The 15,587-nt window shown below is 36.5% G+C and carries 16 protein-coding genes; all 16 read left to right on the top strand.

The window, feature by feature from the left end; translation table 11 throughout:
- Window positions 1-19: 19 nt before the first annotated feature.
- The 16 genes from ACZLXV_RS08820 to ACZLXV_RS08895 all read left to right on the top strand — a co-directional run bounded on the left by ACZLXV_RS08820 (window position 20) and on the right by ACZLXV_RS08895 (window position 15,576).
- Window positions 20-409 (top strand): flagellar biosynthetic protein FliO, encoded by a 390-nt coding sequence (locus ACZLXV_RS08820; RefSeq protein WP_367336029.1) that lies wholly within the window; start codon window positions 20-22, stop codon window positions 407-409.
- A gap of 11 nt (window positions 410-420) precedes the next feature.
- Window positions 421-1,263, top strand: coding sequence for a flagellar type III secretion system pore protein FliP (gene fliP / locus ACZLXV_RS08825; RefSeq protein ID WP_482383160.1), 843 nt, complete (start codon window positions 421-423; stop codon window positions 1,261-1,263).
- Window positions 1,264-1,317: 54 nt separating this feature from the next.
- Window positions 1,318-1,587: a flagellar biosynthesis protein FliQ gene (gene fliQ / locus ACZLXV_RS08830; RefSeq protein WP_022224655.1), complete on the top strand. Its 270-nt coding sequence runs from the start codon at window positions 1,318-1,320 to the stop codon at window positions 1,585-1,587.
- Window positions 1,588-1,598: 11 nt separating this feature from the next.
- On the top strand, window positions 1,599-2,369 hold the full coding sequence (gene fliR, locus ACZLXV_RS08835; RefSeq protein WP_482383161.1) for a flagellar biosynthetic protein FliR: 771 nt from the start codon (window positions 1,599-1,601) through the stop codon (window positions 2,367-2,369).
- Window positions 2,370-2,437: 68 nt separating this feature from the next.
- Window positions 2,438-3,565 (top strand): flagellar biosynthesis protein FlhB, encoded by a 1,128-nt coding sequence (flhB, locus tag ACZLXV_RS08840; RefSeq protein WP_482383162.1) that lies wholly within the window; start codon window positions 2,438-2,440, stop codon window positions 3,563-3,565.
- Window positions 3,566-3,632: 67 nt separating this feature from the next.
- Window positions 3,633-5,666 (top strand): flagellar biosynthesis protein FlhA, encoded by a 2,034-nt coding sequence (gene flhA / locus ACZLXV_RS08845; protein ID WP_482383163.1) that lies wholly within the window; start codon window positions 3,633-3,635, stop codon window positions 5,664-5,666.
- A complete protein-coding gene (gene flhF, locus ACZLXV_RS08850; protein ID WP_482383164.1) occupies window positions 5,666-6,937 on the top strand; it encodes a flagellar biosynthesis GTPase FlhF in 1,272 nt (423 codons plus the stop codon). The genes flhA and flhF overlap by 1 nt, the downstream gene beginning before the upstream one ends.
- Window positions 6,937-7,821: a MinD/ParA family protein gene (locus ACZLXV_RS08855; RefSeq protein ID WP_482383179.1), complete on the top strand. Its 885-nt coding sequence runs from the start codon at window positions 6,937-6,939 to the stop codon at window positions 7,819-7,821. The genes flhF and ACZLXV_RS08855 overlap by 1 nt, the downstream gene beginning before the upstream one ends.
- Window positions 7,822-7,859: 38 nt before the next feature.
- Complete coding sequence (cheB, locus tag ACZLXV_RS08860) at window positions 7,860-8,966, top strand: chemotaxis-specific protein-glutamate methyltransferase CheB (RefSeq protein ID WP_482383165.1); 1,107 nt, start codon at window positions 7,860-7,862, stop codon at window positions 8,964-8,966.
- A 1-nt stretch (window position 8,967) separates the two neighbouring features.
- Window positions 8,968-11,103 (top strand): chemotaxis protein CheW, encoded by a 2,136-nt coding sequence (locus tag ACZLXV_RS08865; protein ID WP_482383166.1) that lies wholly within the window; start codon window positions 8,968-8,970, stop codon window positions 11,101-11,103.
- A 22-nt stretch (window positions 11,104-11,125) separates the two neighbouring features.
- Window positions 11,126-11,596: a chemotaxis protein CheW gene (locus ACZLXV_RS08870; protein WP_482383180.1), complete on the top strand. Its 471-nt coding sequence runs from the start codon at window positions 11,126-11,128 to the stop codon at window positions 11,594-11,596.
- Window positions 11,597-11,620: 24 nt separating this feature from the next.
- Window positions 11,621-12,244, top strand: a complete 624-nt coding sequence (locus tag ACZLXV_RS08875) for a chemotaxis protein CheC (RefSeq protein WP_022224644.1) — start codon at window positions 11,621-11,623, stop codon at window positions 12,242-12,244.
- A gap of 10 nt (window positions 12,245-12,254) precedes the next feature.
- Window positions 12,255-12,740, top strand: coding sequence for a chemotaxis protein CheD (locus tag ACZLXV_RS08880; RefSeq protein WP_022224643.1), 486 nt, complete (start codon window positions 12,255-12,257; stop codon window positions 12,738-12,740).
- Between the two features lie 15 nt (window positions 12,741-12,755).
- Window positions 12,756-13,061, top strand: coding sequence for a hypothetical protein (locus ACZLXV_RS08885; RefSeq protein WP_022224642.1), 306 nt, complete (start codon window positions 12,756-12,758; stop codon window positions 13,059-13,061).
- Between the two features lie 36 nt (window positions 13,062-13,097).
- On the top strand, window positions 13,098-13,874 hold the full coding sequence (locus ACZLXV_RS08890; RefSeq protein WP_482383167.1) for a FliA/WhiG family RNA polymerase sigma factor: 777 nt from the start codon (window positions 13,098-13,100) through the stop codon (window positions 13,872-13,874).
- A gap of 91 nt (window positions 13,875-13,965) precedes the next feature.
- Window positions 13,966-15,576 (top strand): flagellar assembly protein A, encoded by a 1,611-nt coding sequence (locus ACZLXV_RS08895; RefSeq protein WP_022224640.1) that lies wholly within the window; start codon window positions 13,966-13,968, stop codon window positions 15,574-15,576.
- The last annotated feature ends 11 nt before the right edge of the window (window positions 15,577-15,587 follow it).

Below are 15,587 nucleotides of genomic sequence, written 5' to 3' on the forward strand. Positions count from 1 at the left end.
TAATGCTGGAGGTGTAGATATGTTGAGTTTGATTACAAAATATTCTACATTTACCGGCATTTTTAAATTGATTGTTCTCATTATAATCTTTGTTGCTATACTGTTTTTATCATATGTTGTTACGAAATGGTATGCAAATTCGGGTCTTGTTAAAAACAAGACAAATAATATTTCCATAATTGAAAATTTTCAACTTTCTCCCGGAAAGACGATTTCAATAATAAGAATCGGAGAAAAATATGTTGCTGTAGCACAGAGTAAAGAAAAAATTGTAAAATTGACGGAATTGACGAAAGACCAGCTTGATTTTAATGAGAAGAATGAAATTCAGGATACTTCGTTTAAGGCTGTATTTTCAAGTTTGATGAAGGAAAGAAAGAAGAGTACAGGTAAGGACAAGCATTTTTAAGAGGAAAATAAATGTTTAGTAAGATAAATAAAAAGAAACTTAAATCTATAATGAGCAGTTTTATGTTAATAGGAGTATTCGTACTTCTATTTGCTGTATCACGCCCGGCATTTGCAGCGGGAAAAGGGGTAGATTCAACAACAAAGGAGCATATAAGTGCTGAACCAGATGTAGATGACAATACTTTAGATTTAAATATATCTTCAAATGCAGGCAGTATGAAGCTTGAATCGACATTGCAGATATTGATAATGCTGACAATATTGTCATTGGCTCCATCAATTCTTATAATGGTAACGTCATTTACACGAATAGTTGTTGTATTTCATTTTTTGAGAACAGCTTTGGGAACTCAGACAACCCCGCCTAATCAGGTAATAGTTGGACTGGCTTTATTTATTACAATTGCAATAATGTCGCCTGTTTTTACAGAAGTAAATGACAAAGCTGTAAAACCGTATATGTCAGGAAGTATTAAGCAGGAGGAAGCTATAAATAAAGGTTTATCTCCACTTCGTGAGTTTATGCTTAAACAGACGAGAGAAAAAGATTTAAAATTATTTATGGATTTGAACAAGAAATCATCTGATGATGTAAAGAGTTATGATGATATTTCAATAACTATTATTATACCTGCGTTTATCATTAGTGAGCTTCGCACAGCATTTATAATTGGTTTTTTGATATATCTTCCATTTATCGTTATAGATATGGTTGTTGCATCAACGCTAATGTCAATGGGTATGATGATGTTGCCGCCTACGACAATATCATTGCCATTTAAGTTATTGTTATTTGTATTGGCAGATGGCTGGAATCTTGTTATTGGTCAGCTTGTTAATTCGTTTAATTGATATTGGATGGAATGTGTTAAATGATTTATTGTTTTATACAAATGGGGGATTATTATGAATGAGGCTACAATTATTGATTTGACGAGAGAGACCGTGCTTACGATAGTGGAGACGTCTATGCCTTTACTGTTGATTTCATTGGTTATCGGTCTGATAATAAGTATATTTCAGACTATTACATCTATTCAGGAACAAACGTTGACTTTTATTCCTAAATTTATTGCCATTATGCTTGTTGTGGTATTATGCGGCAGTTGGATTATGAATAAATGTGTCGGGCTTTTTGAATCATTGATGGCAAACATTCCAAATTACATAAAGTAGGGGTGAAATAGGTGAAGTTTACTGTTGAATATCTTGAGTGTTTTTTACTGGTTATGGTAAGAGTATCTGCAATGATATTTGTTATGCCGGTCTTTAGTGACAGAAATATTCCTATCAAGGTGAAAGCGGGAATATCATTTTTTTTAGCTGTTTTTGCATGCACTATAGTTGATTATAATGCTGTATCTTATACAGGTGTTATAGGATACAGCATTCTTGTTGTTAAAGAAGCAATAACAGGCTTGCTTATAGGAATGGCTGCAAATCTTTGTTTATATATATTGGATTTTTCAGGTCATATGACGAGTCTTGAACTTGGATTGTCTATGGCAACTGAATTTGACCCTACATCAAATATGCAATCGACTGTGATTTCTAATTTTTTGAAATATGCGTTCATGCTGATGTTTCTTGTTACAGATATGCATTATTATCTTATAAAAGTATTGATTGAGTCTTTTAAGACAATTCCTGTAGGAGGAATGAAGCCAAACGGCGGTATCGTATCATCTATGGTCAGATATATAACAGATTATTTTGTGATAGGATTTAGAATTTTTTTGCCGGTTTTTTCGTGTATTCTTGTAATAAATATTGTTTTGGGTATTCTTGCAAGAATTGCTCCGCAGATGAACATGTTTGTTATAGGTATGCAGCTTAAGATATTTGTCGGATTGGTAGTGCTTTATTTTGTTATGAATCTTTTGCCGGGATTGTGTGATTTTATTTTTCAGGAGATGCAGGATTTGACAGATATGTTTGTAAAATCAATCACGCCATAGTTGCCATAGTTTTATATTTGCTATTTTATGGCAAATGGTTTATATTATTTGATAAAGGGTGAAAGTATATGAATGAAAAAAACTCTTTAGAATTCATTTTTAGATATGATTTGCAGTTGTTTGCAAAAGATGGTCCTGATGGCGAAAAAACAGAAGAACCGACAGCTAAAAAATTAACGGATGCCAGAAAAAAAGGTCAGGTTGGAAAGAGTAAGGAAGTTACGACAGCAGCCATGCTGTTGACACTTTTTGCTATGCTTAAACTGTGCTTAGGGTATGTCGGAAATCGTTTTATAGGCTGCTTTGAATATACATTTAAACATATTGCAGATTATGGGAAGGATGAATTTACAATACCGCTTTCAAATGCTCTTGTGGGGGATATGATTAAGTATATTCTTGTTACGGGACTTCCGTTTTATGCTGTTATATTTGCAGTAGCTTTTATATCACAGATAGCACAGATTAAATGGAAAGTTTCTTTTGAGCCGATGAAACCAAAGCTGTCAAAATTTAATCCCATAAGCGGTGTTAAAAGAATATTTTCAAAAAATAAACTTTTTGAGACTTTATTTGACATGGCAAAACTTATTATTCTCGGTGCTGTAGTTATCAGTTACCTTAAAGATAAGTGGGATATTGTTATGAAAATGTATTCATATACGCTTATGCAGGCTATAGAGCTGATAGGAAATATCATTATAGATATCGGAATGCGTATAAGTATGTGGTTTGTTGTTATAGGTGTCGCAGATTTTGCATATCAGAAGTGGAAATTCCATGATGATATGAAGATGTCAAAACAGGAAGTTAAAGATGAATACAAAAATTCAGAAGGTGATCCTAAAGTAAAGAGTCAGCAGCGTGCGCGCATGCAGCAGGCTTCAAGAAGAAGAATGATGCAATCAGTGCCACAGGCGGATGTTGTAATTACAAATCCGACTCACTTTGCTGTTGCTATAAAGTATGATAAGAATGAGCATGAGGCTCCTATTGTGCTTGCTAAAGGTGCAGATTTTCTTGCTCAGAAAATCAAGAAAGCTGCAGCAGAAAATTCTATTGAAATAGTAGAAAATAAGCCGCTTGCACGAATGCTTTACCATAATGTTGAAATAGGTGCGGAGATTCCACCTGAGTTGTATCAGATGGTTGCAGAAGTGCTTGCTTATGTATATAATTTAAAAGGGAAATCTTAAAAAGGGTAATACTAATACTTAAAAGAGTATTTAATTGAAAAATAATGATAAAAGTATGGAGGTATGTATGAAAAGACATGATATATTTCTAGGCTTATATATCTTGGTACCGGTTGTGTTTTTGATTGTGCCGATTCCAACATTGCTGCTGGATATTTTGATTTTATTTAATATAGGTATTGCGTTGATAGTTCTGTTCAATGCGTTGTTTTCAAAAGAAGCGTTGAACATGTCTATTTTTCCGACATTGCTTTTGATGACCACACTTTTTAGAATGTCATTGAATGTAAGTTCTACAAGAAACATTCTGTTAAATGGATATGCGGGAAATGTAGTAGAGACATTTGGTCAGTTCGTTGGTGGTGGAAATCTTGTTGTTGGTATGGTTATATTCTTTATATTGATTATTATTCAGTTTATAGTAATCAATAAAGGTTCAGAACGTGTATCTGAGGTAACGGCAAGATTCACACTTGATGCTATGCCTGGTAAACAGATGGCTATTGATGCTGATTTGAATACCGGTGCCATAGACGATGCAGAGGCAAAAAGACGCCGTGAAAAGATTCAGGATGAATCTACTTTCTTTGGTGCCATGGATGGTGCTACAAAGTATGTTAAGGGAGATGCGACAGCAGGTCTTATTATAACGGCCATAAATCTTATTGGTGGAATTATACTCGGCGTTGTAGTTCAGGGAGTTGATATAAATGAAGCTCTTTCTAAGTACACAATCCTTACAATCGGTGATGGACTTGTTTCACAGATACCGTCATTGCTTATATCATTATCTACAGGTATTATAGTTACAAAAGCATCTAAGGAATCAGACCTTGGAAATGTGCTTATAAAACAGTTGTTCTCAATACCGAAAGTATTATACATAGTTGGTGGTACTATGGCATTCCTTGGTATTTGTACACCGCTTAATACTTTACTCTGTCTTATCTATGCAGTGATATTTATTGCGGCAGGAAGAGCGATACAGTCAAGTGTTGAGGAGGCAGATATTGAGGAGGAAGTTGAGAGTGAGGAGCAGTCAGCAGAAGAAATAAGAAGACCGGAGAATGTTGTTTCTCTTTTGCAGGTAGATCCTATAGAACTTGAATTTGGATATGGAATCATTCCGCTTGCCGATGTAAATCAGGGAGGAGATCTTCTTGACAGAGTTGTAATGATTAGAAGACAGATAGCGTTGGAACTTGGATGTGTTGTGCCGATGATTCGTCTCAGGGATAACATACAGCTCAATCCAAATCAATATGTTATAAAAATAAAGGGCGTTCCGGTCAGTGAGGGTGAAATATTATTTGACCATTACATGGCTATGAATCCGGGGTATGTTGAGGAAGAGATAACAGGTATTCCTACATTTGAGCCGTCATTCAATCTGCCTGCCATCTGGATTACCGAATCTCAGAGAGAGAGAGCCGAGTCTCTTGGTTATACAGTTGTTGACCCACCTTCAATAATTGCTACACATCTTACGGAAGTTATAAGAAACAACCTTAATGAGCTTCTTACGAGACAGGATGTACAGAATCTTATCAATAACATACAGGAGGCAAACACAACACTTATTTCTGAACTTGTACCTAAGATGCTTAGTGTCGGTGAAATTCAGAAAGTTCTGCAAAATCTTCTTGAGGAAGGCATTTCAATCAGGGATCTTGTTACGATTTTTGAAACGCTTGCAGACAATGCGGCAACTACCAGAGATACGGATGTGCTTACAGAGTATGTGCGTCAGAGTCTTAAACGTGCTATTTCAAATAAATATTTCCCTACAAATGAGATGACAAGTGTTGTTACTCTGGATCCGAAGATTGAGCAGGAAATAATGGGTTCCGTAAAACAGACTGAGCAGGGAGCATATATAAATCTGGCACCTGAAAAGACACAGAGTATATTAAATTCGGTTAAAGAAGAAGTTGATAAAATGGAGGAGCTTGGAAAGAATCCTATCATAGTAACTTCTCCGATTGTACGAATGTATTTTAAGAAGATTACATCGGAACAATTTAAAGATCTTATTGTTGTTTCATACAATGAGATTGATACAGATGTTGAATTACAATCTATAGGGATGGTGACAGTATAGTGGTTATAAAAAAATATATTGCAGCAACCGAGAATGAAGCGATTGCACTTGCAAAAGCGGAACTCGGTGAAGATGTTACAATAATGAATATAAAAGAGAATAATCCGAAAGGGTTATCTAAACTGTTTAAAAAAAGCAGTGTTGAAGTTACCGCAGCGGTTGATGATGTGAAAAAAGAGCAGGTACGGCCTGAGAGCAAAACTGCTGCTGCGGATTTTGAAAAGCTGCAGCAGGCACTTGATGCCGGCAGATTTAAACCGGCATCAGATTCAAAAAGTGCAAGGATTGAAGAAAATAAAGAAAGACTTGTCAGAAATAATCAGATAATAAGAGATAATGTAGTAGATATAGTAAGTGATAAAATTGATCCAAATAATGAAATTGAACAAAAGCTTAATACGCTGCAGGATCTTATTGAGAAGCAGATGGCGGCATCGGTAAAAGATGAGCAGCAAAAATATGACAAGAAAGAAGATAAAAATAAGGCGTATCTCGATCTTATAAGAAGACAGCTTCTTGATAATGACGTGGAAATGTCATATATAGAACAGATAATTGATGATATTAAGGGGAGCATAGGCAGCAATTCTTCACTTGACAATATTTTGGCGGGTGTATACCAAAAGATTGTTTTAAAGATAGGTCAGCCTCACTTGATTGATACACAGAACAAAAAGACTAGGTATATATTTTTTATCGGCCCTACAGGTGTAGGAAAGACAACTACAATAGCAAAGATTGCTTCGACAATGAAACTTTCCAAAAAAGTTAAGGTGGCACTTGTTACATCTGATACTTACAGGATTGCGGCTGTAGAGCAGCTTAGAACATATGCAAATATTTTAAGTATACCGCTTAAAGTTGTATATACTGCTGAGGAAATGGAAAATATCAGGGACGAGCTTATCGATTATGACCTTGTCCTGATAGATACAGCCGGACGGTCGCACAATAATGTTGAGCAGAAGGAAGATCTTATAAAACTGCTAGGTGCTATACCACAGGATGAACAGGAAGTTTATCTTGTGCTTAGTTCTACAACAAAATATAAGGATCTTGTCAGAATATCACAGACGTACTCAGAGATGACAAAGTATAACCTTATATTTACAAAATTAGATGAAACAGATACTATAGGAAATATATATAATCTTCGTGTATTAACATCTGCACCGTTATCGTATGCAACATGGGGACAGAATGTACCTGATGATATCGGTAAATTTAACGCACAAAAGATTGCTAAGCAGCTTCTTGGAGGAAATGGTTGATGGATCAGGCACAACAGCTTAGAAATATCATTAAACAACAGAATATGCAGCAACAGCATCTTGCAAGAGTTATAACTGTTACAAGCGGAAAAGGTGGTGTTGGCAAATCCAATATGTCAGTTAACATGGCAATACAGTTAAGCAGACTTGGCAAAAAGGTTATTATATTGGATGCGGATTTTGGTCTTGCAAACGTGGAAGTAATGCTTGGAACAAGGCCAAAGTACAATATGGCAGATATGATATTCGGAGGGAAGGATATCAGGGATGTTATATGCAAAGGACCTGAAAATATAGGTTTTATCTCCGGCGGTTCAGGAATAAAGGAGCTGTCAAATTTGTCAAAGGATCAGATATCCGGGATTATCAATATGATGTACGGACTTGATTCTTTAGCAGATATTATTATAATAGATACGGGGGCAGGCATATCAGATGCCGTTATTGATATGGTTTTGGCAAGTTCGGAGGTATTGCTTGTGACGACACCGGAACCTACATCCATAACAGATGCGTATGCGTTATTGAAAACAATAAACAAAACTCCCAGATTCAACGCTGAAAATACCAGAATAAGAATGATTGGAAACAGGACATTAAATATGTCAGACGGATATGATTTGTATAACAAACTGAATTCTGTGGTTGAACGGTTTTTAAATATGAAAATGGAGTATTTAGGAGCTGTACCGTTTGATGTAAATCTCACAAAGGCTGTCATGAGACAACAGCCGGTTTCTATCGCTTATCCGAATACTCCGGCTGTGAAATCTATCAAAGCTATGGCTAAGACATTGATAGATATGGAGCAGTCAGAGACAAAATCGGTTCGTACCGGTTTATCTGGACTATTTTCTAAGATGTTTCACAACAGAAAAAAATAAAATTTAGGATTATTTAATTCGGAATGGAGGCATTTATATTGAAAAATATATTAATTATAGATGATTCTGCACTTATGAGAAGAATAATATCTGATATAATTAACTCAGATGAAGAATTACATAATGAGCGATTTGCAGTTAATGGACTTGAAGGAATTGCTTTGCTTGAATCCGGATTTAGATTTGATTGTATTATACTGGATATCAATATGCCTAAGATGAATGGTATAGAGTTCCTTAGAACCATGAACAGAAAAGGTATAAAGCAAAATGTAATCATAGTCAGTACGATAGCAAAAGAAGGTGCAAGGGAGACTATAGAAGCTCTTGAACTTGGGGCATTCGACTTTGTGACAAAACCTGACAGCCTGTCAGAGGCAAAAGGTCCTGAATTTTCAAAAAGACTTATCCGTATGCTTTATGAGGTATGTAAGATTCCTATTCAGAATAAGATGGCTAAAGCAGCAAGAGAAGTAAAAAAAGAGTTAAGCAGGACAGCACCGAAAAAACAGCCAGTTTTAAAGTCAGACAGAACTTTGCACTCAACCGGGACGCTTGGCGTAGGAAAAAGCAAACTTGTAGCACTTGCATGCTCAACCGGCGGACCAAGGGCATTACAGTATGTTATTCCGTTTCTGCCTGAAAATCTTGACGCACCAGTAGTTTTGGTACAGCATATGCCGGAAGGATTTACGGCGTCTTTAAGTACAAGACTTGATGAACTTAGCAGAATTAATGTAAAAGAAGCTTGTGATGGAGATGTTCTTCAGAAAGGAACAGTATATATTGCCAAAGGCGGTTCTCAGATGAGAGTCAAAAAAAGTGCAGGAGGATATATGCTGTCAGTTACCGTTGAGGCTGCCAGAAACGGCTTGAAACCATGTGCAGACATAATGTATGAGTCACTTATGAATACAGGATTTGAAGAGATAATCTGTGTTGTTATGACAGGCATGGGAGCTGATGGTACTCAGGGAATATTGCAATTAGAAAAAACCAACAAAATTTATGTTATCGGTCAGGATGCAGAAAGCTGTACCGTATATGGAATGCCTAAAGCCATTGCAGATGCGGGTGCAGTAGATGAAGTTGTTTCATTAAAACAGATTGCTGATGCGATAACAAAGCATGTGGGGGTGCGATAAAATGGATGTAAGCCAGTATCTTGAAATTTTTATTGATGAGACAAAAGAACATTTACAGACTTTAAGTGATCAGTTGATGATCCTTGAGCAGGAACCTGAAAATACGGACACAATAAACGAAATATTCCGAGCAGCACATTCGCTTAAAGGAATGGCAGGAACTATGGGATATAAGCGCATGCAGAGACTTACGCATGACATGGAAAATGTATTTCAGGAAATCAGAAGCGGAAACATGAAAGTAAAACCTGAATTGGTTGACGTATTATTCCGTGGTCTTGATGCACTTGATGCTTATCTTAACAACATTGTAAATACTGCCGATGAGGGTACAGAAGACAATGAAGAGATAATCAATGCATTAAATACAATAGCAGAGAATGCTACGGGAAAGAGCACAAGCTCCAAACCTGTTGAGTCTAAGAAGGAGACACCGGCTGCCGATGCAACGGCGCCTGCAGCTGATGCAGCAAAATATCAGTCTATTCAGATATCAGACTTTGAGAGAAATACATTTGAAAAGGCTAAGAGCCAGAACCAGAATATATTCGGTATTACTGTATATCTTCAGGATTCATGCATCTTAAAAGCTGCAAGAGCATTTTTAGTATTTAAGGCTCTTGAGGAACTTGGTGAAGTTATCAAGGCAGTACCAAATGTTCAGGATATTGAGGACGAGAAATTTGAATATGATTTCAGTCTCGTATACTTTACAAAGGAAAGTCTTGAGACAATAAAAGAGGCTATTGAAAATGTATCGGAAGTCAAGGAAGCAATTGTAGGTCCGTTTGAAGGAGAACTTGACGAATCTGCAAAACAGGCAGAAAAAGAAGAACAGGAAAAGAAAGCTGAGCAGGAAAAAGCTGAAAATGCAGCAAAGGCTAACGAACAGAAAGGTCAGGCAGCGACTAAGACAGCAGTTAAGGCAGAAGCAAAGAAAAAGCCGGCAGCAAATGCAAAGAAGACAGCAAAACCAGCAGTCGGAAGAACAGTACGTGTTGATATTGAAAAGCTTGATGTACTTATGAATCTTGTAAGTGAGCTTATCATAGCAAAGAACGGACTTGTATCTATCAGTTCTTCTGAGAGTGATACAAGAAATGATACAGGATTCAATGAGCAGATAGAATATCTTGAGAGCGTTACAACAAATCTTCATGAGTCAGTCATGAAAGTACGAATGGTACCTATTGAGAGTGTATTCAGCAGATTCCCAAGAATGATTCGTGATTTGACAAAGAAGCTTAACAAAAAGATGGTTCTTCATATGACCGGTGAAGAGACAGAGCTTGACAGAACAGTTATCGATGAAATCGGAGATCCTTTACAGCATCTTCTCCGTAATGCGGCTGACCATGGACTTGAGTCAAATGAGGAACGTCTTGCATTAGGAAAAGAAGAGGTTGGTAATATTTATCTTGATGCTTATCAGGATGGAAATAATGTAAATATCGAGGTGCGTGATGACGGTGCCGGTATAAACATTGAAAAAGTCAAGAACAAAGCTATAGATTCTGGTGCAATAACACCGGAGCAGGCAGAGAATATGACTGATAAGGAAGTTATAGACTTGCTGTTCAGACCAAGTTTTTCTACTGCTGAGAAGATTACTGATGTATCAGGTCGAGGTGTAGGTCTTGATGTAGTTAAGACAAAGATTGAAGAACTTGGCGGAAATATAGAGTGTAAATCAGTGCTCGGTGAGGGAAGCAGCTTTATTATTCGTCTTCCTCTTACACTTGCAATCATTCAGGCATTGATGGTTGAACTTGGAACTGAGAAATATGCAATTCCTCTTGGAAATATTCAGACTATTGAAGATGTGCTTGTTTCAGATGTTAAATATGTACAGACTAAGGAAGTTATCAATCTTCGTGGTACTGTAATTCCGCTTATAAGACTTGACCAGATACTTGATGTTGAGCCTGTTGGAGAAGAAAATGAAAATCTCACTGTTGTAATTGTAAAGAAAGGTGATAAGTTGGCTGGTCTTGTTGTTGATAATCTTATCGGACAGCAGGAAATAGTTATTAAATCAATAGGAAACTATATCAACTGCAGCAAGATGATAGGAGGTGCTACTATCCTTGGAGATGGTGAGATAGCACTGATTCTTGAAGTAAATTCATTGGTATAGGGAGGGTCTGACAATGGAAGATATGAATGATGTACAGAATATAGAAACTGTTAGTGAAGGCAAACAGTATATTGTTGTTAGAATCGGAACAGAGCAGTATGGAATAGATATTAAATACGTTGACAATATCGTAAGAAATCAGCGTATTACAAGAATACCAAAGGCTCAGCCGTATTTTAAAGGTGTAATAAATTTAAGAGGTGATATTATACCTGTTATGAGTTTAAGATTAAAATTTGGTCTTGAACCGGACGAGTATACAAATACCACCCGAATTATAATAATTAAACTTGAGCCACAGTCTGCTATAGGAATTATTGTAGATGAAGTAAAAGAGGTAGTGACTTTAGGCGAAGAATCAATTGAGAAACCAAATGTTTCAGATGCAGCTGATCCTATGGTTCAGTATCTTAGCGGTATAGGTAAACATGGGGACGGATTAGTTTCTTTACTTAACATTGCATCTGTAATAATTGAAAAAGAGAATGTTTAGGAAGAAATAGCAGAGGTGAAATAAGTGCAGGAAAATAATAACAATTCAGCAGAAAAGGATATCGAATTTGATGTCCTCACCGAAATAGGAAATATAGGAGCGGGCAATGCAACTACTGCATTGTCCCAACTGATAAATGCCCGTATCGATATGTGTGTTCCAAAGGTAGATTTACTGGGTTTTTCTGAACTCGCAGAGATAGTGGGTGGAGCGGAAACGCTTGTTGCCGGTATATTGTTATCACTTGAAGGTGATGTAGATGGTATGATGTTGTTCGTACTCGAAAGTTCAGCTGCTCATCTTTTGGTTGATCAGCTGATGGGATGTGTATCTGGTGAAAATAAGGGAGACTTTTCAGAGATGGAACAGTCTGCGTTAATGGAGATTGGAAATATTATTGCCGGGGCATATTTGTCATCAATTTCAGAATTAACTAATATGAAAATAACATCTTCGGTACCATATCTATCTGTAGATATGGCTGGAGCTATTTTAAGTGTTCCAGCTATTGAGTTTGGAAAACTTGGTGATAAAGCTTTGTTGATTGAATCTAAGTTTAAGGATCTTGATGTAGATATCAGCGGTTATTTCATACTGATACCGACGCTTGAGTCGTATGGACAGATTTTAACATCATTAGGATTATAGGTGATTTATAATGGCAAAAATGATTAAGGTTGGAATGGCAGATTTAAATATATGTCATACGCCAGATGCGATAACAACACTTGGACTTGGTTCATGTGTTGGAGTTGCTTTATACGATAAAACAACTAAAATAGCTGGATTAGTACACGTTATGCTTCCTGACAGTACAAAGGTAAGACAAAATCAGAATAGAGCTAAATTCGCAGATACGGGTATTGATTATCTGATAGAATTGCTGGAAAAGGAAGGTGCAAGAAAAAGTTCGCTTACGGCAAAAATTGCAGGCGGGGCACAGATGTTTGCTTTTAGTTCAAACAATGATATGCTACGTGTAGGTGAAAGGAATGTTGAAGCGGTTAAAGAAAAGTTAAAAAGTATAGGAATACGCATACTTGCGGAGGATACAGGTTTAAATTATGGTCGCACGGTTGAGTTTTATCCGGAAACCGGTGATTTTGTTATAAAGTCAGTTGGAAAACCTGTAAAAACTATTTAAAATGGGGGGCATCTTGTGAAAACGGAGTTTATACCGAAATTTATAACATTGCTGGCAGGAGCCGTAATATCGATAGTATGTATTGTGAAAGATGTTGAGGTTACACGTGCACTTGAGATATTACTGGCGACACTGATATTGTTTTATATAATCGGATGTCTTGTCAGAAGGCTTATAGAAAGGGTTCTTATAAGTAATAGTGTATTAAGAAAAGAAATAGATAAACAGACAGATGAAGATATTGAGGCAGAAGATAAAGAAGAGTCAGATAAGGATGTCTCAGAGAGTGAAACTGAAAAAACAGACCAGGATGAGAATTAAGTGATATATTAAGCGGTAGAGGAAGGAAAAATATCTATGGATGAAAAAAACAAAAATGAGCTGTGGGAAGAATACTCGCAGACAAAAAATCCTAAGATTAGAGAAAAACTCATATTAGAATATTCAGGTCTTGTTAAGATAGTAGCAGGGCGTTTGGGAATGTATCTTGGATACACGGTTGAATACGATGATTTAGTAGGATATGGAATATTTGGTCTGATTGATGCTATCGATAAGTTTGAGTTGACAAAAGGAGTGAAATTTGAAACATATGCAAGTCTAAGGATAAGAGGTTCCATTCTTGACCAGATAAGAAAGATGGATTGGATACCGAGAACTTTGAGACAGAAGCAGAAAAAACTTGAGCAGGCAATGCATGATTTAGAAGCCGAATATGGTCGTGCTGCAACAAGTGATGAACTGTCAGAAAAGCTCGATATGTCTGAAGAAGAACTTAAGGGTCTTGTGAATCAGACACAGATTGCCAGTCTTGTTTCACTTGATGAATACCTTGAACAGGGAAGTGATATAAGCCCGGAGGGTAACAATAAATCTTGTTTTGAAAGTCCGGAGCAGGTAGTAGATCGTCAGGAATTGAAGAGGACATTGGCAGAAGCAATTGAATCTCTAAATGAAAATGAGCAGAAAGTTATAGCATTTTATTATTATGAGGAGCTTACTTTAAAAGAGATAAGTAAGGTTTTGGGAGTATCTGAATCAAGAGTGTCCCAGCTTCACACTAAAGCATTAAAAAAGATGAGAGATAAAATCGGAAAAGAAAATATGGGCATTTTTAGCATATTGAATATATAAGCACAGGCATTTAGGGTTTGTGCTTATATGTGTATATAGAAAAAGAGTGGTGTATTTGATATGTGTACAGGTTGCAAGGAGGAGAAGGGATATGAAGAGAAATGCATTTTTTCAGTTAATTCAAAAAGATGACGGTATGTATTTAAAAGCCTATCCTGAAGTTGACGGAGGAGAAAAATTAAGCGTTGAAGATGTCTTAAATTATTTAGACAAAAAGAACTTGAAGGATGTGGATTCAGGTATTGTAAAATATTTTGTTGAAGATGCAAATTCAGGTAAAAAAGACGTATTGGTCAAGGTGTTGGAAGGAAAACAAATTCCGGAAAAGGAATTTGGGCTTGTATCAATTGACAAAAAAGGTTATCTCGCTAAAATTAGATTGTATCCACCTTCAGATAAAGGTGCAAGGCTTTCGACATCTGAATTGAAAAATCTTATAGAGCAAAATGGTGTGAAATATGGAATTATAGAAAAAAATATAGAGATAGCATTGAAAGCAAGATTGTATTGTATGGATATACTTGTGGCGAAAGCAAAACTTCCCGTAAATGGAAGTGATGCCGAAATAGTCTATTCATTTAATGCCGAAAAGACATTGAAGCCTACAATGAGTGAAGATGGAAGTGTTGATTTCCATAAACTTGATATGATTGAGAGTGTAAAGGAAGGTCAGCTACTGGCTACACTGATACCTATAGATTATGGTGAACCGGGAAAAGATGTTTATGGAAACATGATACGTCCTAAAAAAGTCAGGAACAAGAGACTGCGTCATGGAAAAAATATACATTTGTCAGATGACAAATTGCAAATGTATTCTGACGTTTCAGGAAATGTCACACTTGTAAATGATATGGTATTTGTAACAGATACATATACGATAGAAGGGGATGTTGGACCGTCAACGGGTGATATTGACTATGACGGTGCAGTCGAAGTTAAAGGAAATGTAATTACAGGCTATACAGTGAAAGCAACAGGAGACATAACGGTTAATGGAGCTGTTGAGGGAGCTATGCTTATATCAGAAGGCAAAATTGTACTAAAAAGAGGAATGCAGGGTATGGGCAAAGGTGTGATGGAAGCTAAGGGAGATGTAATTTCAAACTTTATTGAAAGTGCAACGGTAAAATCAGGTGGTGCAATTTACACTGATGCGATAATGCACAGCAATATATCAGCGAACGGTGACGTTATCGTAAATGGAAAAAGAGGTCTGATAGCCGGGGGCAGTGTGAAGACTACAACAAAAATCGAAACAAAGGTTGCAGGGTCAACGATGGGAACCCAGACTGAATTGGAAGTCGGGTTTGATACAACTTTAGGTGAGAGATATAGAAATATAGAAAAGCATATTGACCAGATGACTGATGAGAAAGATTCAATAGTAAAGAATTTAAAAATTTTGCAGAAACGTATGCAGACAAAGGGAAAACTCGAACCTGAAAAAATGAAACTGATAAAAGAAGGAACAGAGAGAATAAAAGTAATAGACCAGACTATAGAAGAAGAAACAGAAGCATATGAAAGAATAGATGAGGAAATGCAGAGAACATCGGATGGAGGTAAGGTCAGAGTTGAGAATATAGCATATCCGGGAGTAAAGATTGTTATATCTAATATCAGTACCTTTGTTCATACGGAAACTCACAGATGTACCTTTATAAGAGAAGGTGCAGACATCCGTGTAAAGTCATATTGATTTTAGGAGAG

Source organism: Butyribacter sp., from assembly GCF_056818865.1.

What these genes read in the sequence shown, in the direction of transcription:
- ACZLXV_RS08895 (WP_022224640.1), top strand. Translation starts at nt 13,966, where the DNA reads ATGAAGAGAAATGCATTTTTTCAGTTAATTCAAAAAGATGACGGTATG.
- ACZLXV_RS08880 (WP_022224643.1), top strand. Translation starts at nt 12,255, where the DNA reads ATGGCAAAAATGATTAAGGTTGGAATGGCAGATTTAAATATATGTCAT.
- fliQ (WP_022224655.1), top strand. Translation starts at nt 1,318, where the DNA reads ATGAATGAGGCTACAATTATTGATTTGACGAGAGAGACCGTGCTTACG.
- flhB (WP_482383162.1), top strand. Translation starts at nt 2,438, where the DNA reads ATGAATGAAAAAAACTCTTTAGAATTCATTTTTAGATATGATTTGCAG.
- flhA (WP_482383163.1), top strand. Translation starts at nt 3,633, where the DNA reads ATGAAAAGACATGATATATTTCTAGGCTTATATATCTTGGTACCGGTT.
- fliP (WP_482383160.1), top strand. Translation starts at nt 421, where the DNA reads ATGTTTAGTAAGATAAATAAAAAGAAACTTAAATCTATAATGAGCAGT.
- ACZLXV_RS08865 (WP_482383166.1), top strand. Translation starts at nt 8,968, where the DNA reads ATGGATGTAAGCCAGTATCTTGAAATTTTTATTGATGAGACAAAAGAA.
- ACZLXV_RS08820 (WP_367336029.1), top strand. Translation starts at nt 20, where the DNA reads ATGTTGAGTTTGATTACAAAATATTCTACATTTACCGGCATTTTTAAA.
- ACZLXV_RS08870 (WP_482383180.1), top strand. Translation starts at nt 11,126, where the DNA reads ATGAATGATGTACAGAATATAGAAACTGTTAGTGAAGGCAAACAGTAT.
- ACZLXV_RS08890 (WP_482383167.1), top strand. Translation starts at nt 13,098, where the DNA reads ATGGATGAAAAAAACAAAAATGAGCTGTGGGAAGAATACTCGCAGACA.
- ACZLXV_RS08855 (WP_482383179.1), top strand. Translation starts at nt 6,937, where the DNA reads ATGGATCAGGCACAACAGCTTAGAAATATCATTAAACAACAGAATATG.